Raw genomic sequence first — 23,534 nt, forward strand, 5'->3', positions numbered from 1 at the left:
TTATTCCATATCTCGCAGCTGTATAGAAAGTGCCTTTGTAGAAAGCTGTACTTCTATTAAGGAAAGTACAAGCGAGAGCATTAATGCAAATAGACTAACCCCAAAAACGATTTTTGCATAAAATGCCTCTTCTATATAAATTAAGAACATCGTAATGACCGCTAGTAGAAAACTTACAATCGCTACTGCTTGCATGTTTTTAATAATAGTGAGTCGCTTTCTCAGTTTCTTAACCTGCAGTCCTACTCCTTCGGCATGCGTTTCTTGATAAGAAGCATGCAAACTACGTATCAAACCTGCAATTGCAAGATAACGGGCATTATAGGCTAACATCGTAAGTGATATTGCCGGAAACAGTAATGCGGGAATACTTAAGGATAGGTTCATCTTTTTTCTTTTTTCAAAATTACAGCTTAGAACTTTAAACATATACCCTATAATTAGTTGACAAGAGGATTATTACAATTTTTAAAACCCTTAACATTCTCTCACAAACAATGGTTAATTAAAAATCGATAGGCTAAGACTAGCGCTATATTTATACTCAGTAAGCGACTATGTTAGCTTACCGAAGCTAACTAAACCATCGATATTATGAAGACCATACTTATATTATTCAGCACTGTTTTATTAGGAATGAGCCCTTTTACGACAACAGAGAATTCTAAAGAAGCATTTACAGAGCATCTTACATTTGACGCTTACGAGGGAGGATATTTCTTCTTTACAGATGGCGACAATGAACCTAAAATTTTAGAAATTGATGCTACTACAAGTATCAATGGTAAGCTACTTACAAAGAATGATAATGTAGGTCTAGAATATTTAGTTCACTATAAAACCGTAGACAAATCTAAAGACAGCTCAAGTGATGGAATTATCCTTCATTTAGAAGTAATCGAATAATAATTGATCTTAAATTCATAAAAGCCTCTTGCAATAAAGAGGCTTTTTTATGCCCTAAAGTTTTCCTAAAACCCTAATGTAAAGGTATGTCGACCCGTATCTTTAAGATGAAAAAGAAAAACAGCTTGAAAAAACCACTTCTAGAATTTACAGATAAGGGCATCTATTGCCCGCCCGCAAAGGTCTATCTAGACCCGTGGAAACCTGTAGATAAAGCCCTCATCACGCACGGCCACGCAGACCATAGTCGGTGGGGACATAAACAGTACATCACCCACGAGAGCAATGTGCCTATCATCTCACATCGTCTAGGAGATATTAATGTTTCTGGGGTACGCTTTCGCGAAAGCGTAAACATCAACAATGTAAAATTCACCTTTCATCCTGCTGGTCACATTCCTGGGTCTAGTCAGATACGTGTAGAACACAAGGGCGAAGTGTGGGTATTTACAGGAGATTATAAGACTGAAGTAGATGGTATCTCCCAACCCTACGAACCCGTAAAATGCGACACTTTCATTACCGAATGTACCTTTGGACTCCCAGCCTTCAAGTGGACTCCACAAGCCCAAGTAATGCACGACATAAATACTTGGTGGGCGCAAAACAAAGCCGACGGAAAGTGCTCTGTACTTTTTGCTTACAGCTTAGGTAAAGCACAACGGCTATTGAAACACCTTGACCCGAGTATAGGCAAGATACTCACGCACGGCGCTATCGAAAAAATGACCGAAGTTCTGCGCCCTATGATCGATATGCCGGCAACAGAATTAATCACTAGAGATACTAAAAAGGAAGATTTTAAAGGAAGTATCGTCCTAGCACCACCAGCCACTCACGGCAGTACGTGGATACGCAAGATGGTGCCATACGTAACTGCAAGTGCAAGCGGCTGGATGGCCTTTAGAGGAGCAAGAAGACGCAGAGCTATTGACAAAGGCTTTGTGCTGAGCGATCACTGTGACTGGCCTAGCTTACTACAAAGTATAGAAGCTACGGGAGCAGAAAAAATTATCTGTACACACGGCTATACAGATATTTTCTCGCGCTATTTGCGTGGTCTGGGTTATGATGCGCGTACAGAAGAAACGCAATATGAGGGCGAACTAGCAGAAGGAGATGCAAAAAAAGAGGAGGAGGAAACTAGCGTATGAAACTTTTTGCAGCACTCATAAAAACACTAGATTCCACAAATAAGACTAACGAAAAGGTTAAGGCACTTGCGCATTATTTTAAAGAAGCGCCAGATAAAGATAAGGTCTGGACGATTGCCATCTTATCGCACCGCCGTCCTCCACGACCTGTAAACACAACCTTACTAAGGGAGTGGGCGAGCGAACTATCAAATATTCCCTTATGGCTATTTGAAGAGAGCTATCACATCGTGGGTGACCTTGCAGAAACGATTGCACTTGTGGTTCCCGCAGCAACAGCATCTTCAGAGAAGTCGCTTACTCAGTTTCTGGAAGAGATGATTTCGCTTAAGCGAAAAACGGATGAAGAGAAAAAGGAATACCTCTTTGATAACTGGGCAAATCTCAACTATTATGAACGTTTTGTATTTACAAAGCTTATTACCGGAGGATTTAGAATAGGCGTGAGTCAAAAGTTAATGACGCGTGCATTATCACAAGCAACAGACATAGAAGAAGACGTACTAGCTTATAAACTTATGGGAGACTGGAAACCGCAGACGGTCACCTTTCACGATCTGGTTATCGAAGAAGATGCAAGTCAAGAGTTTTCAAGGCCGTATCCATTTTACCTTGCCTATGCAGTTGAAGATGAGCCTTCGGCGCTGGGTGATGTGACAGACTTTCTTGCCGAACATAAATGGGATGGTATACGCTCACAAACCATCTTTCGTAATGGCGAGATTTTTATCTGGAGCCGCGGTGAAGAGCTAGTGACAGATAAGTACCCAGAACTTGAGATTCTCAAAGAACATATACCAGACGGAACCGTCATAGACGGTGAGTTACTGCCTTTTTACAATGGTCAGATTGGCACATTTAACGACTTACAAGCGCGTATAGGACGTAAGACGGTGAGCAAAAAAATGCTCAAAGAAGTGCCTGTGATTATCAAGGCTTATGACATTTTAGAATGGGAAGGTAAAGACTTGCGTGAGATTGCTTTCGCGAAAAGGAGAACAATACTCGAATCGTTATATCGCAATATCACAGATAAAGGGCTGCCTATAGGCATTTCTAAAACAATGGAGTTTGATAGTTGGGAAGCGATGGCACAAGAAAGAGACCGCAGTAGAGAGATGCGCTCTGAAGGATTAATGATTAAGCGCAAAGACAGCCCCTATCGGGTAGGTAGAAAAAAAGGCGACTGGTGGAAATGGAAAGTAGATCCGCTCACCATTGATGCTGTGCTCACCTATGCAATGCGTGGTCACGGTAGACGAAGTAATTTATTTACAGATTACACCTTTGGGTTATGGAATGAAGATAAAACCGAGCTCGTTACTTTTGCAAAAGCTTACTCAGGACTAACAGATGCCGAGTTTAGAAAAGTAGATAACTGGATTAAAAAAAACACGCTAGAGCGTTTTGGACCTGTACGATCTGTAACACCTCATCACGTGTTTGAAATTGCCTTTGAAGGAATAGCGTTATCCAAAAGACATAAAAGTGGTATTGCCACGCGCTTTCCAAGAATGCTACGCTGGCGACACGACAAGAAGATAGAAGATGCAAATACACTAGAGGATTTGAAAGGGATGATTCCGAGCGCAGCGAAGGAATCTCTCCCGCCCACAAAATAATGGTGCAAGAAAGCAACATCTAAATTTCCGCATAAGAGTAAGAACATTCGCAATATCAACCTCATTAAGATGCCATATTACACTTACATACTAACTAATAAGAATAAAACTGTTCTTTATGTAGGAGCGACTCGCAATCTTAAAATACGAATGGCTCAACATAAGACTAAATATTACCCCAAGTCTTTTAGCGCGCAATACAATTGCTACAACTTGATGTATTACGAATTATTTGAAACGCATAATGAAGCTCTCGCAAGAGAAAAGCAGTTAAAATCTGGAAATAGAAAACGGAAAATTTCATTAATCGAAAGTAAAAATCCTGATTGGTTAGATTTGGCAAGTTCCTACGCTTCGCTTGGGAATGATGATTATTTAATAAAAGAAATATGGTAATAGGTGTATTTGGTTTGGTGGTTATTGAATCGCAACAGATTACTTCGCTACACTCGTAATTATGAATAATAAGCAACTACTCGATATCGCAAATAACTGGTTCCAGTCGCAAGACTGGAAACCGTTCCCGTTTCAAAAACAAACGTGGAAGGCTTTTCTGGCGGGTAAAAATGGATTGCTTAATGCGCCTACGGGTAGTGGGAAAACCTATGCACTTTGGTTTCCGGTGGTTCTTAAGTATATCAAACAAAACCCTGATTACAAGACCAAACATAAAAAAGGACTAAAGGCTATTTGGATTACTCCACTGCGCTCGCTTTCTAATGAAATTGAGCTTTCGGCTTCTCGCATCACACAAGATCTCGGCACACAGATGACGGTGGGTATACGCAATGGAGACACCTCTCAATCTGAGCGTGCAAAGCAAAAACGTTCAATGCCAGACTTGCTCATCACCACGCCCGAGAGCTTGATGCTTTTGATTGCTTCCAAAGGGTATGAGAAGGTTTTTAAAAATTGTTCGGCTATTATTATTGATGAGTGGCACGAATTACTGGGCACAAAAAGAGGTGTACAGATGGAACTCGCCTTGAGCCGATTGAAAACAGTCGCTTCAGATATGCGTATCTGGGGAATTTCGGCAACGATTGGGAATCTCGAGCAAGCTCGAGAAGTATTGCTAGGTTATGAGAGTGACGCTTTTCGCAAAAGCGTAATTATCAAAGCAAACATCAACAAAAAAATTACTGTTAAGTCTATCATTCCAGACGAGATGGAAACCTTTCCTTGGCGTGGTCATTTGGGATTGCACTTGCTGGAATATGTTGTACCCATCATTAATAAAAGTAAGACTACATTACTGTTTACAAACACGCGCAGCCAGTGTGAGATTTGGTTTCAGCGCATTCTTGCGACACATCCTGAGTATGCTGGTGAGATTGCAATGCATCACGGGAGTATCAATAAAGAGACGCGTACGTGGGTTGAGGGCGCGATACGTAATGGTTCACTCAAGGCGGTAGTTTGTACTTCTAGCCTTGATCTCGGAGTAGACTTTGCGCCTGTTGAAACCATTATTCAAATAGGCGGCCCAAAGGGTGTCGCTCGTTTTTTACAACGTGCTGGGCGATCTGGTCACAGCCCTGGCAAGGAGAGTGTGATTTACTTTTTGCCGACGCACGCCATCGAGCTGATAGAAGCGTCTGCTTTGCAGCGCGCCGTTAAGGAAAACACGGTAGAAGATAGAATTCCGTATCTCAATAGTTTTGACGTACTGATTCAATATCTCGTGACGCTAGCCGTGTCTGACGGATTTTTACCCGAAGACATCTGGCCAGAGATACAAACTACGTTTTGCTTTCAAGCAATGACAAAAGAGCAATGGGAATGGTGCCTTAATTTTATGACAATGGGTGCGCAATCCCTGCAAGCTTATGATGAGTATAAGAAGGTGGAGATTCTTGAGGACGGCAGATTTAAAGTAAATTCTCGTATGGTGGCAATGCGCCATCGCCTGCAAATAGGGACGATTGTAAGCGATGCAAATCTTGTAGTCAAATATCAAAAAGGTGGTTACATTGGTACCATAGAGGAGTTTTTCATCAGTAAGTTAACGCGTGGTGATGTGTTTACTTTTGCAGGTCGCAACCTAGAATTTATCCGTATTAAAAATATGGAAGTACACGTGCGTAACAGCTCAAAGAAAACTAATAAAGTCCCCTCGTGGATGGGCGGCCGACTTACCTTGAGTAGCCAGATGTCTCAACTGTTACGGGAGGAACTTTATACTGGGAATTCGCTTTCGCGAAAGCGGTCTCTAGAGATTAATGCGCTAGAGCACATTTTTAGACAGCAAAAGGTAGAGAGCATCATCCCAAGTGATGAGCAATTGCTTATTGAGACATTTAAAACGCGCGATGGCTATCATCACGTATTTTATCCTTTTGAAGGTCGTTTTGTGCACGAGGCTATGGGAAGTTTACTTGGGTATCGCCTTAGCCTGCTAGACCCTATCACCTTCTCTCTCGCCTTTAATGACTACGGTTTTGAGCTGCTTTCAGACCAACCTATAGACATACAGCAGCTACTAGATAACGACCTATTTACGACGGCATATATGCACGACGACTTGCAGAATAGTCTCAATGCTACGGAGATGGCCAGGCGAAAATTTAGAGATATTGCCGTGATTTCTGGGCTTGTGTTTACTGGCTTCCCAAACAAGCAAATCAAACAGAAACACCTGCAAAGTAGTAGTCAGCTGTTTTTTGATGTGTTCCGAGATTATGAGTCAGAGAACTTACTGTTTCAACAAGCATTTACAGAGACTTTTGAGCATCAGCTAGAAGAAGGTCGATTGCAGCAAGCGCTTGAGCGTATAGAGACGCAAGAAATTGTATGGATGGATTGCGAGCAACCTACGCCTTTATCTTTTCCAATAATTACAGACCGCTTACGCGAAAAATTGAGCAGCGAAAAACTAGCCGACAGGATCAAGAAAATGACTGCGAAATTGATGCGAAAAAAGAAATAATAGTCTCACGAAAGATTATACTAAAAATAAATATCTTGCGCCGTTCTAAAGGTATTTGCGTGTGCGTCAATTATCACTTTTATGTCTGGAGAATAGCCGCCGCCCATACTACATTGTACGGGAATTTTTAAATCGTGACAGATTTGTAACACAAACCGATCGCGTTCTTTACAACCTTCTATACTACATCCAAGCTTACCCAATTTGTCACTTGCTAAAATATCGACTCCGCACAGATAGAAGATAAAATCTGGTTGTTGTTCTTTAATGAGATTTGGTAATGTTTTTTTTAGAATATCGAGATACTCCGCATCGCCTGTATCGGTCTCTAATGCAATATCAAGATCTGAGATTTCTTTTCTAAAAGGATAGTTTGCCTTACCGTGCATAGAAAACGTAAACACCGAATCGTCACCCGTAAAAATCTCTGTCGTTCCGTTACCTTGATGAACATCGAGGTCTACAATGAGAATCTTTTTCGCAAGCTCGTTTGCTTGTAAATACCGCGCAGCAATCGCTTGGTCGTTGAGAAGGCAAAACGCCTCTCCGTGATCTTTATAAGCGTGGTGTGTACCACCAGCAATATTCATTGCAATACCATTTTCTAGAGCGTAGTGACACCCATCAATGGTGCCTTGAGTAATGATTAATTCGCGATCTACAAGTTCTTGTGAGAGCGGAAAACCGGTTTTTCGTTGTGCTCTTGGGTCAATAGTAAGTGCTTTAAGACTCTCTACATATTCTGTAGTGTGACATCGTACAATATGCTCGTTATCTACCTGTACAGGCTCAAAAAAGTTATCCTCTGTACACGTCCCTTCATACACTAATTGCTTAGGAAGCAAATCATACTTCTCCATAGGAAAACGATGCCCCTCCGGCAGTGGGTGTTTATAAATAGGGTGGAATGCGATTTTGAGCATTAAGTATATTATGGTGAGTATACAAATATACAATCACTCGTCATTTCGAGCTTGCCGAGAAATCGCATAGGAGTGAGCACATAAAAAAAGAAAGTGAGCAGCTACTCGTGTAATCTCTCCTATTGTCGAGATGACAATCCCTCGTCATTTCGAGCCTGTCGAGAAATCTCATAGGAGTAAGCGCATAAAAATCTAGTCGTGTGACCTCTCGACAAGCTCGAGGTGACTAGGACTATGTCGCGAACAATCAAGTTTTCCGCAGCCTGTATTCTTGAGCAACTCGTGTGATCTCTCCTATCGTCGAGATGACAATCACTCGTCATTTCGAGCCTGCCGAGAAATCGCATAGGAGTGAGAACATAAAAAAAGAAAGTGAGGAGCTACTCGTGTGACCTCTCGACAAGCTCGAGGTGACTGCGGCTACAACACAAACAATCAAGTTTTCTGGAAGTTGTGCTCTTGAGCTACTTTCTTGATCTCCCCTTACGTGGAGATAACAATTGCTCGTCATTTCGAGCTTGCCGAGAAATCGCATAGGAGTAAGCGCTCAAAAAAACAAAATGACTAGCTACTTGTGTGACCTCTCGACACGCTCGAGGTGACAAAACTTTTACTTCTCCAACTTCAATTGTATCCTCTTTCTTGCGATATCTACTTCCAGTACTTTTACAATCACCTGCTGTTGTAAACTTACGTGTGCACTCACATCGCTCACATAACCATCTGCAAGGTTTGAGATGTGTATGAGACCGCTTTCTTTGATGCCTATGTCTACAAAGGCTCCAAAAGCTGTTACATTATTTACAATACCTGGCAGTAACTGTCCAGGCTGTACATCTTCTATGGTGCGTATGTTTTGATTAAAAGTAAACACCTTTGCTTTTTCTCTAATATCTAGCCCAGGCTTTTCTAATTCGCTTATAATATCGGTGAGTGTAGGAAGTCCTACCTCATCAGTTACATATTTTTGAAGATCTATCGATTTAAGAAGGCTTGTGTTTCCAATCATTTCGGAGACAGAGACTTTTTGATCTTTGGCGATACTTGCAACGAGCTTATACCTTTCTGGATGTACCGACGAGTTATCTAGCGGATTTTCGGCACCTGTGATTCTCAAGAAACCTGCGGCTTGTACGAATGCTTTTCCTCCCAGACGTGGTACCTTTTTAATCTCTTGACGTGTTTTGAAGGGTCCTTCGCTTTCGCGAAAGCGTACTACGCCTTCGGCAAGTTTTGGTCCGATTCCAGAAACATAGCTCAATAGCGGAGCACTTGCCGTATTTATATTCACACCCACGGCATTTACACAGTTTTCTACCGTTTGATCTAGCGATTTTTGAAGTGCGGTCTGATCTACATCGTGCTGATATTGCCCTACGCCAATTGACTTTGCATCTATCTTCACCAGCTCTGCCAGCGGGTCTTGCAACCTACGACCTATAGAAACCGCGCCACGAACTGTCACATCATAATTAGGAAACTCATCACGGGCAATCTTGCTCGCACTGTAGATGGATGCACCCGCCTCGCTCACTACAAAAACCTCCATTGCATTCTTAAAATGGATGCGCTTTACGAGTCTTTCGGTCTCGCGGGAAGCCGTTCCATTCCCGATGGCGATCGCTTCAATTTTATAAGCATCTGTGAGACTTGAGATCTTCTTTATCGCGCCTTTGTCATCGTTTTTTGGTGCGTGTGGATAGATGGTTTCATTATGTAACAACTGTCCCTGTGCATCGAGGCACACCAGCTTACAACCTGTTCTAAAACCTGGGTCTAGCGCAAGAATACGCTTCTCACCTAGCGGCGAACCAAGGAGTAATTGTTTTAAATTTTTTGCAAATACTTGGATGGCAGTTTCATCTGCTGTTTTCTTTGCTTCTGAGAGGCGCTCATTGCTCAATGCAGGGAATAATAGTCGCTTGTAGGCGTCTTTTATGGCCAGCTCAATTTGCGTAGCGCTATCTCCACGAGAGCGTATGAGTTTGCGTTCTATTTTGTCAAGCGCTCGCTCATCATCGATGACAACTTTCACACGGATGTAACCTTCATTTTCGGCTCTTAAAATGGCGAGTAGTCTATGCGAAGGGCAGCGACTTAATGACTCAGACCAGTCAAAATAATCACGGAATTTCTGAGCTTTCTCATCGTTTGCCATTTTCTTAACCACCTTCGTCTCTATGGTGGCAAAACGTTTTAATTGCTCACGTATATTATCGCGTATATCTATGCGCTCATTAATCCACTCGGCTATAATGTGACGTGCTCCTTCTAACGCACTTTGCGCATCCAGAACCTCCTTATTAGTATATCGATGCGCTAGCCCTTCTGGGTCTTGCGCATTTTGAGACATAATTATTTTGGCAAGTGGTTCTAGTCCATTTACACGTGCTGTCTCAGCCTTCGTTTTACGTTTTTTCTTGTACGGTAAATACAAGTCTTCTAGCGTAGTAAGATCTTGCGTTTTTTCAATCTTATCTTTGAGTTCTCTGGTAAGAACATCTTGCTCTTCTAGTGATTTAAGAATTGATTTTTTACGTTTTTCTAAAGTCTCAAACTGCTCTTTAAGCTCGATAATCTTCCCAATCTCCACCTCATCTAGCCCACCCGTCGCTTCTTTACGGTAGCGAGCTATAAATGGGAGTGTACAGTCTTCGTTGAGGAGATCTAGTGTATTTTTTACACCTTTTTCTGATAAGCCTGAGCTTTTGATTACGTATTGTAAAACCTCCACACGCTTAACTTATCATATTCCCATTACTCACCCCTTCAGCATCAGGATTTACAAACACCAACTTACCAGAGGCATCCTCCGTCATTAAAATCATTCCTTCACTCTCTACACCTCTTAATGCTCTTGGAGCCAGGTTTACAAGTACGGTTACTTGCTTCCCAATTACTTCTTCTGGAGTAAAGCTCTCTGCGATACCAGAAACTATGGTACGTACATCAATACCTGTATCTACTTTTAAGATGAGGAGTTTCTTCGTTTTCTTCATCTTCTCTGCTTCGATAATGGTACCTACTCGCATATCGAGTTTTGTAAAATCGTCAAAGGTAATCGTGTCCTTTTGTGGCTCTACAACTGCATTTTCGGCAGCGGCTTCTGCTTCGTTTGCTGCTTTGCTTGCTTCTAGCTTATCTAGCTGTACTTGTATCTGACTATCTTCTATTTTTGAGAAGAGTAATTGAGATTTATTAATGGTGTGACCAGCTGGAAGTAAGACCTCATTAGATGATATATCACTCCATTGTAATGCGTTTTCATCTGCACTTGAACTCACATTAAGAATATCTTTCAGTTTTCCGCTTGTATGCGGTAATAATGGCTCACTCAAAACAGACAGTGCAGCTGCAATTTGTAAGGCTACGTACATTACAGTTTTAGTACGTTCTTCATCTGTTTTGATTGTCTTCCACGGCTCTTCGTCTGCTAGGTATTTGTTTCCTAGACGAGCGAGGTTCATAAATTCTGTTTGGCTTTCGCGAAAGCGGTATTTTTCTATACTGCTACCTATCACTGCAGGGTATGCTTTTATAGCATCTAGCACTTCTGTATCTAACGCATTAAACGCACCCGGCTCTGGTATCGCGCCATCATAATATTTGTGCGTAAGCACGGTAACTCTGTTAATAAAGTTTCCAAAAATTGCTACAAGTTCGCTATTATTTCTAGTTTGGAAATCCTTCCAAGTAAAGTCGTTGTCCTTAGATTCTGGTGCGTTTGCTGTAAGTACATAACGCAACACGTCCTGCTGATCTGGAAATTCTTCAAGATACTCGTGTAACCATACTGCCCAGTTTTTTGAAGTAGAAAGCTTGCGCCCTTCAAGATTTAAAAACTCATTTGCAGGTACGTTATCTGGTAAAATATACTCGCCGTGACCTTTGAGCATCGCAGGGAAAATCAAACAGTGAAAAACGATATTATCCTTCCCTATAAAGTGAAGTAGTTTTGTGTTTTCATCTTTCCAGTACGGCTCCCAGTCTTTGCCTTCACGCGCTGCCCATTCCTTTGTAGAAGAGATATAACCTATAGGCGCATCAAACCAAACGTACAACACCTTTCCATCTGCTCCCTCTACTGGAACTGGGATTCCCCAGTCTAGATCACGAGTTACGGCACGAGGGCGTAGTCCATCATCTATCCAAGATTTGCACTGCCCGTACACATTAGTTTTCCAGTCTTTTTTATGTCCTTTTATGATCCACTCCTTAAAGAAATCATTGTATTGATCAAGTGGTAAAAACCAGTGTTTTGTTTCCTTAAGTGTAGGTACAGCTCCCGTAATCGCACTCTTTGGGTTAATTAAGTCTGTTGCATTGTGCGAAGTACCACAGCTCTCACACTGATCTCCATAAGCCTCTTCAAAGCCACATTTAGGGCAAGTTCCCGTCACAAAACGGTCTGCAAGAAACTGGTTTGCCTCTGCGTCATACAGTTGCTCGTTAGTCTCTTCTATAAACTTACCTTGATCGTACATATTCTTAAAAAACTCAGACGCTGTATCGTGGTGAATTTTTGCAGAGGTACGTGAGTAATTATCAAAGGTGATCCCAAAATCTTCAAAAGATTTTTTGATAATGGCATTGTATTTATCTACTACATCTTGCGGTGTAATCCCTTCCTTTTTTGCTTTAATTGTAATAGGCACTCCATGCTCATCACTTCCACAGATAAAAGCAACATCTGCTCCTTGCATACGCTGGTAGCGCGCATAAATATCTGCCGGAACATACACTCCTGCAAGGTGGCCTATGTGTATAGGTCCGTTAGTATACGGCAATGCCGCTGTAATTGTATATCGTTGTGGATTCTGAGACATATTGTGTTCTTTAAGAATCGACAAAAATAAAGAAAAACAAGCAAGGATTATCTATAAACTAATCTAGCTTTAACTCGGTATTATTAAGCTAGGAGCGCTGCAGTAGTTGTAGTAAGCAGCTGCCTCTTCCCGCTATTCATTACAATTCCTCACCTTGCTATCGCTAGGTTGCGGGATTTTCATTGCTATCGGGGCTATGGAGCATGGTTTAGGAGTTATAAGCATCTCTCAAATCACCTTGTTTTAAAATAATAAGTAATTAACCTTTTCACCAAATTACCAGTTGGTTTAAAATCCAAACTGCCGTTAAGTTAGTATATTGAGGTGTGAAAAATACACTAATGATTACACCTCCTTATCTTGTACAAGGCGACAAAGTCGCAATCGTTGCTACGGCTCGTAAAATTTCTAAAGAAGAACTCAAAGACGGCATTGCCTTACTTAAAAGCTGGGGCTTAGTTCCCGTATTGGGCAACACCATTGGGTTAGAAGATAATCAGTATGCCGGCACAGATTTTCAGAGAGCACAAGACTTTCAGCAAATGCTAGATAATACGGAGATTAAAGCCATATGGTGCGCGCGTGGTGGCTACGGGACGGTACGCATAGTAGATAATCTAGATTTTTACAAGTTTGTCAAATATCCAAAGTGGGTAGTTGGCTACTCTGACGTGACAGTTTTACACAGCCACATCCATAAAATCGGGTTTAAAACGATACATGCGACAATGCCTGTGTCTCTTGATGACAATACCGCTTTCGCGAAAGCGTCATTAAAACAATCGCTTTTTGGCGAGCAACCTAACTTTAGTTACAACACCACAAATAAACTTAATAGACTAGGCACTGCAAAAGGCACACTTGTAGGTGGAAATTTATCCATTCTCTACAGCCTTTGTGGTAGTAGCTCTGATCTAGATACAGCGGGTAAAATCTTATTTATAGAAGACCTGGATGAGTACCTCTATCACATAGATAGAATGGTAGTAAACCTAAAACGCAACGGGATGCTGGATCACTGTGCGGGTATGGTTGTGGGTGGTATGACGAAGATGCACGACAACAGAATCCCTTTTGGGAAAACGGCTCAAGAGATTGTGCTAGATGCTGTAAAAGAATGTGACTTCCCAGTAGCGTTTGACTTCCCAGCAGGTCACGTAGATAATAATAACGCATTGAAGTTGGGGAGTGAGATTACGCTTGAAGTAACAGCAACTAAAACAAGTATACAATATGAATAGAATTCTCTCTATACTTATAATGATGTTTTTGTTTTCTTGTATGGATAAACCTTCTTGCAATTTTATAGAATCCTACTATCAAGATGTTTATCAAGCAGAGCTGGCATTTTATGAAGAAGACTACCAGAAAGCATATGATATTTTTAAAGAGGTAGAAGCTCGTTGTGGTCTATTGAACCAGACGCTCATTAGAGAGCCTGAAATGATGGCCAAACTCTCCATTAAAGTAGGTGAACCTCAAAAAGCCTTTCCTTATATGGAGCGTATGCTTAAAGAAGGAATGAGTTTTGATACTTTTAAAAACAATGAAATATATAATATCCTCAAGGAATATGAAGAGTGGGATTATCTAGCGCGTAACGCTTCTTCTTATGAAGATGAGTTGAACGCAAATATTGACCAAGATTTGAGAGCAGAGATTATTGCGATGAACCGTCTTGATCAAAAAGTAAGACAGTCTCCTATAGATTTTATAGAGATGGAACGCGTAGATAGCGTTCACCAAAAGAGAATCAAAGAGATTTTTAATCAATATGGATATCCTTCAACTCAACTTGTGGGTAAGGATAATTTCAATCAAGGTGAGCGTGTAGATATAAAAACATTGTTTTTTCATTTTGACGACACGATATACTTTAAACCAGTGCTTCTAAAAATGATTGAGGATGGTGAAGCTCCAGCAGACATATTAGGTAAAATGATCGACAGTAGACAGCGCTCTCGTGGTTTTTATGATTATGGGATTTATGACAATGTGGATAGCACCAATATTCTTGATTTTAAAAATGTTGACAAAAGGCGTGTTGCAGTAGGTCTTGCTCCTTGGAAGTTAAAAAAACGAGTTGATGCGCTAAGACGAGCTTATTATGGGTACTAATCACACAACTAAATTATGACCCCAAAAGAACTAGGCGAATACGGCGAAGAACTAGCAACCCTGCATTTAATAAAGCAGGGGTACACGATTCTTGAACGTAATTGGTTTTTTGGAAAAAATGAAGTCGACATTATCTGCCAGAAGGAAGAAGGCGTCCTGGTAGTGGTAGAAGTAAAAGCGCGTAACTCAGATTTCTTTGGCGATCCGCAGAGTTTTGTGAGTACTGGTAAGCAAAAGTCTATCGTAAAAGTGTCAAATGAATATGTACTAGAAAATGACCTAGATGTCGAAGTACGTTTTGACATTATCGCAGTACTCAAAAACTCAAAGCAAGAACGCCTTGAGCATTTTGAGGATGCGTTTTACTTTTTTTAAAATGATAGTTCTTATTAACCTATTTGCTTTTTGATCATATCAATCGCTTTTAAAATAATAAGGATATTAAATACCTGTGCCACGATACTTAATGGCAGTGCTACAATGACCAAAATTATGGTGCAAAAGAAAACACCTAGTACAATATACCCGATACCTGTGCCTTGAGACAAAGCCCCTAACCCTTTGAGCTTATAAAGCGCATAGCCAAAAACGAGAAATGCTATACCGTACAACACTGAGGTTATAATACCAAAAGCAATATCTGAGATATACGTGCCGTGCACATCTATAATGGTAATTAAGTTTGTTATAATCTCTACCGTGATAAAAACTAGTGCAGCCGCTTTTAGTATACTCGCCTTAAAGAGGTTTCCTATTAAAATGAAAGCCCTCATATGAAATATAAAAAATACGATTGCAAAAAGAGCTAGCAGTCTAAAACCTATATCTCCAGCAAAATATACATTTTCAGTCTCGTAGTAATATGTGTCAAAAATCTGAAATATGAACACAATCATACTCAAAATACCAGCAACCCAGCCTATGTGCAGTTGTTTAAATAGATATGATACATCCTTACTTTCATCTATTTCAAAAAGCATTGCCTTTTTTACTTTGGCCTCAAAGACGGTGTCTTCTTGCAGGTCATCTAGATCTCTATCTAACGCAGAGAGTATGGTTTTAATCGTGTAAACGCGTGGCATTGTTTCTCCAGCTTCTATGCGCTGTATTGTGCGCACAGAGATATTACATTGCGCTACAAGTTCTTCCTGCGTTAATCCCTTTTGCCGGCGCAGTTCTAAAATCTTTTGTCCTAATTCTGGTTGTTTCATCATAAATGTTTTGCCTTGTAATGATGCGCATCAAATGTACAAGAAGTTCTACACTGCAATAGTATGGCTCATTTATGATTTGTGTCATTTTTTGAGCAGTATTTAACCCGACATTTGCACGTCACTTCAGCAAATACAACGTTTTGCACGTTTTACGCTTTCGCGAAAGCGTACCCTTTAATACGTATCTAACCACCCAAAGTGCTTCTCATTGAGCGCTGTTTTATGCTCCTCGAGGTAACTCACAAATGCTTGTGCGGTGGGAGAAAGCTGCTTGCTTTTTTGCCAGATGAGATTCCAGTGTGTGGTAATAGGCAATCCTTTGCTCGGGATGATTTGAGCATCACCACTCGTAAGTGCATTTTTAAGCCCCACTAGCGGGAGTATAGAAATCCCTATTCCAGAAATCACAGCTTGCTTTACCGCCTCGTTTGAGGTAAGCTCTATTTTTTTACGAGTAGGAAGTTGTCTGTCTGCAATATAATTTTCCATAGCTGCCCGTGTTGCAGATCCTTTTTCTCTATACACCACGGGTAGTTTATCAAAATCCTTTTTTGAAATGGTTTTACCTGAGTACGTGTGCTGCCTCCCTCCTACTAAAAATAGTTTGTTAGGGATGAGTCTCACTTTATCTATCGCGATATGATCTGGAACTACAGATACTAGTGCAAAATCTGTTTCGTTTTTTTCAAGATGACGTACCACTCTCGTTTTATTTGTCACATCCATCTCTAGATCGACACCAGGATGCATATTCATAAAATCTGTGATGTAATAGGGCATCAAATATTTACCCGTGGAGACGATGGATATCTTTAATTTACCCGAGAGCTGACCTTGATAAGCCATCGTTTTGTAATTAATTGCATCTACTTCGGCAATTATTTTACGTGCTGCAGCTGCAATTTCTTCACCAAAATCTGTTACAAATAATTGCCTTCCCACAACCTCCGTAAGCGGAATAGGAAACTGATTTTGAAAGTTTTTAATCTGTATCGAGACCGCTGGCTGCGTGAGATGTAGCTCCTCTGCAGCTTTTGTGATGCTCTTAAAATCTGTGACCTTCAAGAAGACTTGAAGCTGGTGCAGTGTATAATGCATTAAAATTATTTATGTAATTCATTATAAATATAAATAAAAATATATGAACTCTAGCCCACATCTTTGCACCATCAAAACAATGAGAACCTATGTTACAAAAACTAAAAATTGACTCGTTTCGAAATGACAGGTACACACCTCAAGAGATCAAGACCAGTATAACCATAAACTGGACGGCTCTATTTTTTGTCTTAAAAAATTTGATGCTACTTGCTATCCCTATGGTAGCCATTACACTCTCCATTTTTTCAGACTACCTGTTTCTTACAGAAATTCTATCTGCTAGTTTTTTAATAACCCTTCTAGTGTTTATAAACATTGCTAGTAGAGCATCTTAATATCTTATTCATTTAAAAAAATCATTTACTATGAAAACATTACAAACAGAAACTGCAACAATGACAGATCAAAAAATCAACCTAATTGACGGAGTATTTACAGCAACCGAAGCTGGAGATATCTTACACGCAATGCTTGATAAGAAGATCAACTTCCACAAATTACAACGCTTAAGCCGCACCGAAGGTAACATAGATGATGCCTGTGAGTATGATAGTGGACGTATTATAGAGCTACTAGATGAGAAAGGAAAATTAAAAAGCTTTTTAAGTGACGTGCGTGCAGATGGAGGGAAACTAGAAATAAAAAGCACTGTAGAGATACGCATCAAAAAGTAATTACCACACTAAGACACCTAACCCTCTTTTATGGACTTACATCTACTGGTTGATAACTTGACCAACCCTGCCCTCTTGTTTTTCTTTTTAGGATTACTAGCGGTACAACTCAAAAGTGACTTAGCCATACCGCCTAGTTCTTCAAAGTTTATTTCTCTTTATCTCCTACTTTCTATAGGATTTAAAGGAGGACAAGAGCTCGCTCACTCAGCGTTTAATATGGAGATTGTCTGGTCATTAATTTTTGGAGTAGTCCTTGCTCTTTCAGTTCCCCTGTATGCGTTTTTTACGCTCAAAAAGCGCGTCGGAGTTCAAAATGCCGCGGCTATCGCCGCGGCATACGGCTCTGTAAGTGCTGTAACCTTTGTTACCACAGTCGCTTATCTTGATATGGAGCAAATTGCATATAGCGGGTATATGGTTGCGGTTATGGCTATTATGGAAGCGCCGTCTATTATAATAGGAGTGCTTCTTATGATGCTATTTACGGCAAACAGAGACAAGACTGTCTCTATGGGCAGTATTATCAAGCACTCTGTGACTAATGGGAGTGTGCTATTAATTATAGGAAGTCTCGTCATAGGTTTTATGGCAAGCGATGCACAAGCACAAGGCATTGCTCCTTTTACCACAGATATTTTTAAAGGTTTTCTAGCTGTCTTTTTACTAGATATGGGAATCTCAAGTGGTAAAAAAATAGGAAGTCTCAAAGAGTATGGCGCTTTTCCTTATGTATTTGCAATCGCCGTCCCTATTGTAAATGGTATTATCGTGAGTTTACTAAGTGGGTTTATAACAGAATCTGTAGGTAACAGGTTGCTCTTTGCCATACTTGCAGCAAGTGCCTCTTATATTGCAGTCCCTGCCGCTATGAAACTCGCTGCGCCTAAAGCAAACGAAGGCCTATACTTACCTATGGCACTTGCCATTACCTTTCCCTTTAATATCACACTGGGAATGCCGCTTTACCTCTGCATTATAAACTGGAGCTAATATAAATTTTAATCACGCTTTCGCGAAAGCGTACTCAAAACCTTACTTTATGATTCTCTCACAAAGCAATACCCTAACAGAAGATATAGCAGCAGCGAGAGTCGCAGGTTTTACCTCAGATTTTATGTATAGAGGGGGGCGTTTATTGTGTAGAACTAATAATCGCTGGTATCAAATAGAAGACCTCACACTTATAGAATATTGCAGGCACGAGGGAATGAATGACCCAGGGGATAGTTCGATTTTATTTTTGATAGAGACTAATGATTCTATAAAAGGTTGCCTTACGAGTGCCTATGGTAAAGATGCAGATACAGACCTCATAAGTTTTGTAATGAGCTTAGAAGAGAAAGAGAAATAACTATCTTAACATAAAACCAAAAGGTATGGCAAAGATATTAAAATCACTTTCTGAGTATGTACAAATTGCTATAGGTATTGCCCTCGCGAGTATAGGCCTCAAGGCCTTCTTGCTACCTAATGGGTTTCTGGATGGTGGAGCGACGGGTATCGCTATTTTACTAAGTAAAAAGTTAGATCTAGATATCTCCTTACTGCTCTTTATTGTGAGTATTCCGTTTCTGGTGTTGGGCTTTTATAAGCTTTCGCGAAATATTCTTTTAAAAAGTACAATGTCCATCTTAATACTAGCAGTCCTTATAGGTGTTGAGTCATTTCCTATTATCACTGAAGATAAGTTGCTCATTGCGATTTTTGGCGGTATGTTTTTAGGAGCTGGTATTGGCATCAGTATACGCAACGGTGCAGTACTTGACGGATCCGAAATTCTAGGAATTTATGTCTTTGATCTTTTTGGAATAAGCATAGGTAAGACCATTCTGGCATTCAATATTATTCTATTTATTATCACCGCATTAGTACTTAGTGTAGAGGTCGCACTATATTCCATACTTACCTATATCGTGACCGCGAAGTTTATCGATTTTTTTATAGAAGGATTTGAAGATTTTATAGGTATTACCATTATCTCTCCATCCTCTGAAGAAATAGAACAAAAGATTCTTAAGGAACTAGGCACTGGTATCACCGTCTATAAAGCTGCTGCTGGTTATGGAAGTACGGGTCATAATAATGAACGCCGCGTGATACAAACCGTGATAAATCGTATACACCTGCGCAAAATACACAAGCTCATAGACTCCTGCGATCCCGATGCTTTTATCGTAGAGTTTGATGTGAATAATGTAAAAGGAGGAGTTTTAAAAAGGTATCTGAATCCTCAAAGTTCAAAAAAGTTGGCTAGTCTTTAGGGTTTCTCCTAATCTCTACATTGTTTTATACCTCAAAGACAGAATTTTACAATACTAAAAGCATGTTAATTCGCTATTGATTGAGGATTTCCTTTTTTCTACTTCTGTTTTATGTGCTATTTTGCTGACTAACATACAAAATCACGCTTTTAAAGCTATGTTTTGCAGAGATGAGCTCAATAATCCACTAAATAAAGTCAGATGTTTTTAAAAAAAGTAATTGTTCTATTATCTGTTATTTTCTCTAGTACTTTATTAGCCCAAAACGAACTACATATTTTTGAATATGAAGCCCAGTATAACTTAGGTAAGTCATTAATAAAGAAAGGATATCTTTTTAAACATAATAACCAAGTACGTTATCAAACTAGCGCTCCTATCTTTCTAGAAAACCTACCAAAACTTAATCTAGATACCGCAGATGGAGTTCCAGAAATAAATATAAAGTTTGGTCACTCTAATGAAAACACAATCACAAATCTAGATGATAAAGTACTTCTTAATGTAAACTCTATAGGCAATGATGTGTATGTAACTGAAGAAGTTATAAAACCAAACAATTGGATACCTACAGGCCTTTCTAAAAACATAGCAGATAGAAATTGCACAGAATTTACAACCACTTTTAGAGGAAGAGATTACAAAGCTTATGTGGACCTCTCAGTACCTGTTAACTATGGACCATGGAAATTACAAGGGCTTCCAGGCCTAGTCGTTTATACTGAGGCAGATGATGGAATTCTCAAATGGCAATTAACTACTATTACTAAGAAAAAGGTAACAGAACTCGCATCCTTTATGCAAGAGCAAGATGCATTTATAACCTCTCATGAGGTCATCTCTTTAAAAGAATTTGTTTCACTAGACGATGAGTGGAGAGCAAATGGCTCTCCAGTGATTGCGTCTCGATTACCTAGAGAGTACAGACGCTCTGGTTCAAGAAGAGCAAGAAAAAGAGGTGGTAAAGAAATAGCTTATGAATGGGAAGAATAAACACTTTATTACTTCTATTATTCATCCTTTGTACATCTATTACTTCTTTACGAGGACAAACATCTTTGAGAGGTAAGGTTATTGACACATCTGGACTAGAAATAAGTCAGGTTAATTTACTTCTATTTCAAAATGAAAAAATCATTAGTTATACTAGTAGTGACCTTAAGGGTGACTTTACTCTTAAAATCCCTAGCTCTGGCAAGTATATTTTAAAAGCAACTAGTTTGGGCTATAGCGCTTATGAAAAAGAGTTAAATATCACCGCTACAGAGACACTTTCTATTGAAATTTCTTTAATTTCAGAAACTACAAGTCTAGATGAAGTTGTACTTAATGTAGAAAAAAATATAGAAGTACGTAATGACACCCTCATTTTCAAAGCAGATGCCTTTAAAAGGAAAAGCCAAATAGTTCTTGAAGATTTATTAAAGAATATACCTGGGATACAGGTAGGAGATAGTGGTAATATCACTTTTCAAGGAAAGGCGATATCAAAGATAAAGATTGATAATGATGACCTCTTTGGTCAAGGTTATAAAATTTTATCTAAAAACTTAAACTCAGAGGTAGTTGATAAAATAGAAATCCTACAAAACTACAACGATAGCAAAATTTTGAAACAGGTTCAAAAAAACGACGAAGTAGCTATTAACCTCACACTTAAAGACGATAGAAAAAGCAGCTTGTTTGGTAACGTAGATGCTGGAGCAACCTTTAACGGTCGCTATAAAATCAAGTCAAATACAATCTCATTACTTAACAAAAACAAGGCCTATCTTTTTCAAGATTTTAATAATATAGGAGATGAAATAGCAGACAATATTGACGGAATCTTATCGCCTTCTTCCAACAACCGTCTGTATAATTTTGGTACAAATGCTAATGCTACATTTTTTATTGATGTGGATCGAGTAAGACCCACCTTTGACGATCGTATTTCAAATAGAAACAATGCTCAATTTTTATCTCTAGCAGATATTTACACATTCTCAAAAGACCTTAAACTTACGGTAAACGGAGTTCTTACCTATGATAAAAAACGCTATAATCAAGAAGAGTTCACCACATTTTTGGTGGAAAACCCATTTACACTAGACGAAAGCTATGACATCCAACAAAAAGATAATCTAGCAGCTGGTAAGATAGCGCTAGACTTTAAGCGTAATAATGATGAAATACATTTTGATGCACTATACTATACAGGTGACCAGCGAATCAATAATAATCTAATTCAAAATGAAATAGACATACGTGAACACCTTAAAAACAATGCCTCGGTGTTTCAGTTACAAGGAAATTACACCCGAAGTATAGATAGTAATAAAGCTATTGTACTCACCAGCAAATATAAAAAAGACAGTAAGCCTCAAGGATATAATATAAGCCCTAATATATATGGAGATTTTGTCACAGATAATGAAACGGTCTTAGGGATTGGTGCAAGAAGCAAAGAAGTTTCCGAGTTTGCTGGAGTACAAGCTGCTTTTGTGACTAATACTAAGAAGTCCAACTACGAATTTATCTTAGGAATAGACAGCCAAAATCAACACTTAACAAGTGATATAAATAGTGTTAATACTACAGATGAAGAGCAAGCATCAGATGCTATTTTTAATAATAATTTTAAGCTAGAAAACCAGCAAACCTATGGCGGACTACGAGCCAACTATGATTTAGATAAGGTGGACATCCAATTTTCTATAGATGCTTCTCTCAAAAAAACAACTCAAAATGACAATGTAACTTCAAACAGTGAGCATTTCTTTCAGGTAAATCCCTTTTTGAAAATAGATCTTACTCCTATCAAAAATCACAAATTTGAAACAGTACTCGCAATTAATCAAAACACAGCTAGCTTAGGGAATTTATATACGGGATATATCCTGAGAAATTATCGTGCTTTCATTCAAGGAAATGCAAAAAATGACATTATAAACACTTTTCAATCAAGTTTGAAATATACATACGGGAATTGGACCGACAGATTTACTGCATCTGCCATTGCAGATTATAGTAGTACTAAAAACTTCTACTCGGTAGACGCTTTACTCTCCCCTCAATTTAATACCGTAACTGCGGTATCTGGACAGAAATCTGAACAATTCAAAGCAGAGGTTCACACTGATTACTTCTTAAAGTTTATGAAAACTAACCTCAAGCTTAACGGGCAGTTTTTGACAAATAATTATAACGACATTATCAATAATCAAGAGAGAAATGTCATTTCCCATCAGTTGGGCTATGGATTCTCTTTACGTTCTGATTATAATAGTATTTTTAATTACAACCTTGGCGTAAATTGGATTAAGACTGCGTTTGACATAGGCACATTCAACAATAGGGTGACTAATAACAAAATGTTTTTAGACATTGATTTGAATATTAATGACAAGTTTAACATGTACTTCAAGAATGAAAAGTACTTCTTTGGAAACCTACCTAGAGATTCTAACTTTTACTTTAGTAGTATAGAGGCAGATTATGATATCATTCCAAAAACGTTAAGAGCTCACGGGAGAATTCATAACCTATTCGATAATGATTCATTTAATATTTCATCACTAACCGGAGTATCCACTTTCACATCTCAAACCCAACTTATAGGGAGATATGTAATGCTAGGTCTTGATTATAGGTTTTGACAGTTCTAAGCTCATTCCTCGCAATATCCACTAATTCCCTTGTAATTCTGTTGATCTTTTTTATCAATTAACATGGAGATATACCGTATGACTATTGACTTTACAAATCCTGGTAACACCTCTGGATATAATAGACTATGATCTTATTAATGAAAGTAAATATTA

21 protein-coding genes are annotated in these 23,534 nt (G+C 39.3%); 15 read left to right on the plus strand and 6 right to left on the minus strand.

All coding sequences use genetic code 11. The annotated features are described in order from the left end of the window. A complete protein-coding gene (locus tag D017_RS04535; RefSeq protein ID WP_035334920.1) occupies positions 1-387 on the minus strand; it encodes a DUF2721 domain-containing protein in 387 nt (128 codons plus the stop codon). Positions 388-594: 207 nt separating this feature from the next. Here D017_RS04535 and D017_RS04540 point away from each other — a divergent pair, with 207 nt between their 5' ends. The 5 genes from D017_RS04540 to D017_RS04560 all read left to right on the plus strand — a co-directional run bounded on the left by D017_RS04540 (position 595) and on the right by D017_RS04560 (position 6,611). Continuing rightward, on the plus strand, positions 595-906 hold the full coding sequence (locus tag D017_RS04540) for a hypothetical protein (protein WP_035334921.1): 312 nt from the start codon (positions 595-597) through the stop codon (positions 904-906). A gap of 125 nt (positions 907-1,031) precedes the next feature. Next, on the plus strand, positions 1,032-2,060 hold the full coding sequence (locus D017_RS04545; protein ID WP_035337983.1) for a ligase-associated DNA damage response exonuclease: 1,029 nt from the start codon (positions 1,032-1,034) through the stop codon (positions 2,058-2,060). Next, a complete protein-coding gene (locus D017_RS04550; protein ID WP_035334922.1) occupies positions 2,057-3,682 on the plus strand; it encodes an ATP-dependent DNA ligase in 1,626 nt (541 codons plus the stop codon). The genes D017_RS04545 and D017_RS04550 overlap by 4 nt, the downstream gene beginning before the upstream one ends. Positions 3,683-3,751: 69 nt before the next feature. Beyond that, a complete protein-coding gene (locus D017_RS04555; protein WP_051583800.1) occupies positions 3,752-4,078 on the plus strand; it encodes a GIY-YIG nuclease family protein in 327 nt (108 codons plus the stop codon). 61 nt (positions 4,079-4,139) lie between these two features. Further along, a complete protein-coding gene (locus tag D017_RS04560) occupies positions 4,140-6,611 on the plus strand; it encodes a ligase-associated DNA damage response DEXH box helicase (protein ID WP_035334923.1) in 2,472 nt (823 codons plus the stop codon). 20 nt (positions 6,612-6,631) lie between these two features. On the opposite strand, the gene D017_RS04565 is transcribed toward D017_RS04560, so the two are convergent. The 3 genes from D017_RS04565 to metG form a co-directional block, all read right to left on the minus strand. Further along, positions 6,632-7,534: a histone deacetylase gene (locus D017_RS04565; RefSeq protein ID WP_035334924.1), complete on the minus strand. Its 903-nt coding sequence runs from the start codon at positions 7,532-7,534 to the stop codon at positions 6,632-6,634. Positions 7,535-8,144: 610 nt separating this feature from the next. Next, positions 8,145-10,268, minus strand: a complete 2,124-nt coding sequence (locus D017_RS04570; RefSeq protein ID WP_035334925.1) for a Tex family protein — start codon at positions 10,266-10,268, stop codon at positions 8,145-8,147. A gap of 4 nt (positions 10,269-10,272) precedes the next feature. Continuing rightward, positions 10,273-12,360: a methionine--tRNA ligase gene (metG, locus tag D017_RS04575; protein ID WP_035334926.1), complete on the minus strand. Its 2,088-nt coding sequence runs from the start codon at positions 12,358-12,360 to the stop codon at positions 10,273-10,275. 341 nt (positions 12,361-12,701) lie between these two features. Between metG and D017_RS04580 the strand changes: the two genes are divergently transcribed. The 3 genes from D017_RS04580 to D017_RS04590 are packed head-to-tail and all read left to right on the plus strand — an operon-like array spanning position 12,702 to position 14,853. Further along, positions 12,702-13,601 carry an LD-carboxypeptidase gene (locus tag D017_RS04580; protein ID WP_035334928.1) on the plus strand — a complete coding sequence of 300 codons (900 nt, stop codon included), beginning with the start codon at positions 12,702-12,704 and terminating at the stop codon, positions 13,599-13,601. Further along, positions 13,594-14,478, plus strand: coding sequence for a hypothetical protein (locus D017_RS04585; protein ID WP_035334929.1), 885 nt, complete (start codon positions 13,594-13,596; stop codon positions 14,476-14,478). Before D017_RS04580 ends, D017_RS04585 begins: the two co-directional genes overlap by 8 nt. A 15-nt stretch (positions 14,479-14,493) precedes the next feature. Next, complete coding sequence (locus D017_RS04590) at positions 14,494-14,853, plus strand: YraN family protein (protein ID WP_035334930.1); 360 nt, start codon at positions 14,494-14,496, stop codon at positions 14,851-14,853. Positions 14,854-14,867: 14 nt separating this feature from the next. Here D017_RS04590 and D017_RS04595 read toward each other — a convergent pair whose 3' ends face one another. Continuing rightward, entirely contained in the window at positions 14,868-15,692 is an 825-nt protein-coding gene (locus tag D017_RS04595; protein ID WP_035334931.1) for a helix-turn-helix transcriptional regulator, read from the minus strand. A 174-nt stretch (positions 15,693-15,866) separates the two neighbouring features. Next, a complete protein-coding gene (locus tag D017_RS04600) occupies positions 15,867-16,790 on the minus strand; it encodes a LysR family transcriptional regulator (RefSeq protein WP_035334932.1) in 924 nt (307 codons plus the stop codon). A gap of 89 nt (positions 16,791-16,879) precedes the next feature. Between D017_RS04600 and D017_RS04605 the strand changes: the two genes are divergently transcribed. The 7 genes from D017_RS04605 (at position 16,880) to D017_RS04635 (ending at position 23,369) form a co-directional block, all read left to right on the plus strand. Then, positions 16,880-17,128 carry a hypothetical protein gene (locus tag D017_RS04605; RefSeq protein WP_013750506.1) on the plus strand — a complete coding sequence of 83 codons (249 nt, stop codon included), beginning with the start codon at positions 16,880-16,882 and terminating at the stop codon, positions 17,126-17,128. Between the two features lie 30 nt (positions 17,129-17,158). Continuing rightward, complete coding sequence (locus D017_RS04610; protein WP_013750507.1) at positions 17,159-17,467, plus strand: hypothetical protein; 309 nt, start codon at positions 17,159-17,161, stop codon at positions 17,465-17,467. Positions 17,468-17,497: 30 nt separating this feature from the next. Further along, entirely contained in the window at positions 17,498-18,460 is a 963-nt protein-coding gene (locus D017_RS04615; protein WP_035334934.1) for a sodium-dependent bicarbonate transport family permease, read from the plus strand. Between the two features lie 49 nt (positions 18,461-18,509). Beyond that, positions 18,510-18,821 carry a hypothetical protein gene (locus D017_RS04620; protein ID WP_035334935.1) on the plus strand — a complete coding sequence of 104 codons (312 nt, stop codon included), beginning with the start codon at positions 18,510-18,512 and terminating at the stop codon, positions 18,819-18,821. Between the two features lie 25 nt (positions 18,822-18,846). Continuing rightward, the gene (locus D017_RS04625) at positions 18,847-19,731 is read left to right on the plus strand and encodes a YitT family protein (protein WP_035334936.1); all 885 of its coding nucleotides are present in this window, start codon (positions 18,847-18,849) and stop codon (positions 19,729-19,731) included. A gap of 201 nt (positions 19,732-19,932) precedes the next feature. Next, positions 19,933-20,724 carry a GLPGLI family protein gene (locus tag D017_RS04630; protein WP_035334938.1) on the plus strand — a complete coding sequence of 264 codons (792 nt, stop codon included), beginning with the start codon at positions 19,933-19,935 and terminating at the stop codon, positions 20,722-20,724. After that, complete coding sequence (locus tag D017_RS04635) at positions 20,712-23,369, plus strand: carboxypeptidase-like regulatory domain-containing protein (RefSeq protein ID WP_035334939.1); 2,658 nt, start codon at positions 20,712-20,714, stop codon at positions 23,367-23,369. Before D017_RS04630 ends, D017_RS04635 begins: the two co-directional genes overlap by 13 nt. Positions 23,370-23,534: the final 165 nt, after the last annotated feature.

The sequence above is a fragment of the Dokdonia sp. PRO95 genome (genome assembly GCF_000355805.1).
GTDB lineage: Bacteria > Bacteroidota > Bacteroidia > Flavobacteriales > Flavobacteriaceae > Dokdonia.

Excerpts from the sequence above, each read along its gene's own strand:
- D017_RS04535 (WP_035334920.1), bottom strand. The coding sequence starts at position 387 with ATGAACCTATCCTTAAGTATTCCCGCATTACTGTTTCCGGCAATATCA.
- D017_RS04540 (WP_035334921.1), top strand. The coding sequence starts at position 595 with ATGAAGACCATACTTATATTATTCAGCACTGTTTTATTAGGAATGAGC.
- D017_RS04550 (WP_035334922.1), top strand. The coding sequence starts at position 2,057 with ATGAAACTTTTTGCAGCACTCATAAAAACACTAGATTCCACAAATAAG.
- D017_RS04555 (WP_051583800.1), top strand. The coding sequence starts at position 3,752 with ATGCCATATTACACTTACATACTAACTAATAAGAATAAAACTGTTCTT.
- D017_RS04560 (WP_035334923.1), top strand. The coding sequence starts at position 4,140 with ATGAATAATAAGCAACTACTCGATATCGCAAATAACTGGTTCCAGTCG.
- D017_RS04565 (WP_035334924.1), bottom strand. The coding sequence starts at position 7,534 with ATGCTCAAAATCGCATTCCACCCTATTTATAAACACCCACTGCCGGAG.
- metG (WP_035334926.1), bottom strand. The coding sequence starts at position 12,360 with ATGTCTCAGAATCCACAACGATATACAATTACAGCGGCATTGCCGTAT.
- D017_RS04580 (WP_035334928.1), top strand. The coding sequence starts at position 12,702 with ATGATTACACCTCCTTATCTTGTACAAGGCGACAAAGTCGCAATCGTT.
- D017_RS04585 (WP_035334929.1), top strand. The coding sequence starts at position 13,594 with ATGAATAGAATTCTCTCTATACTTATAATGATGTTTTTGTTTTCTTGT.
- D017_RS04590 (WP_035334930.1), top strand. The coding sequence starts at position 14,494 with ATGACCCCAAAAGAACTAGGCGAATACGGCGAAGAACTAGCAACCCTG.
- D017_RS04595 (WP_035334931.1), bottom strand. The coding sequence starts at position 15,692 with ATGATGAAACAACCAGAATTAGGACAAAAGATTTTAGAACTGCGCCGG.
- D017_RS04600 (WP_035334932.1), bottom strand. The coding sequence starts at position 16,790 with ATGCATTATACACTGCACCAGCTTCAAGTCTTCTTGAAGGTCACAGAT.
- D017_RS04605 (WP_013750506.1), top strand. The coding sequence starts at position 16,880 with ATGTTACAAAAACTAAAAATTGACTCGTTTCGAAATGACAGGTACACA.
- D017_RS04610 (WP_013750507.1), top strand. The coding sequence starts at position 17,159 with ATGAAAACATTACAAACAGAAACTGCAACAATGACAGATCAAAAAATC.
- D017_RS04615 (WP_035334934.1), top strand. The coding sequence starts at position 17,498 with ATGGACTTACATCTACTGGTTGATAACTTGACCAACCCTGCCCTCTTG.
- D017_RS04620 (WP_035334935.1), top strand. The coding sequence starts at position 18,510 with ATGATTCTCTCACAAAGCAATACCCTAACAGAAGATATAGCAGCAGCG.
- D017_RS04625 (WP_035334936.1), top strand. The coding sequence starts at position 18,847 with ATGGCAAAGATATTAAAATCACTTTCTGAGTATGTACAAATTGCTATA.
- D017_RS04630 (WP_035334938.1), top strand. The coding sequence starts at position 19,933 with ATGTTTTTAAAAAAAGTAATTGTTCTATTATCTGTTATTTTCTCTAGT.
- D017_RS04635 (WP_035334939.1), top strand. The coding sequence starts at position 20,712 with ATGGGAAGAATAAACACTTTATTACTTCTATTATTCATCCTTTGTACA.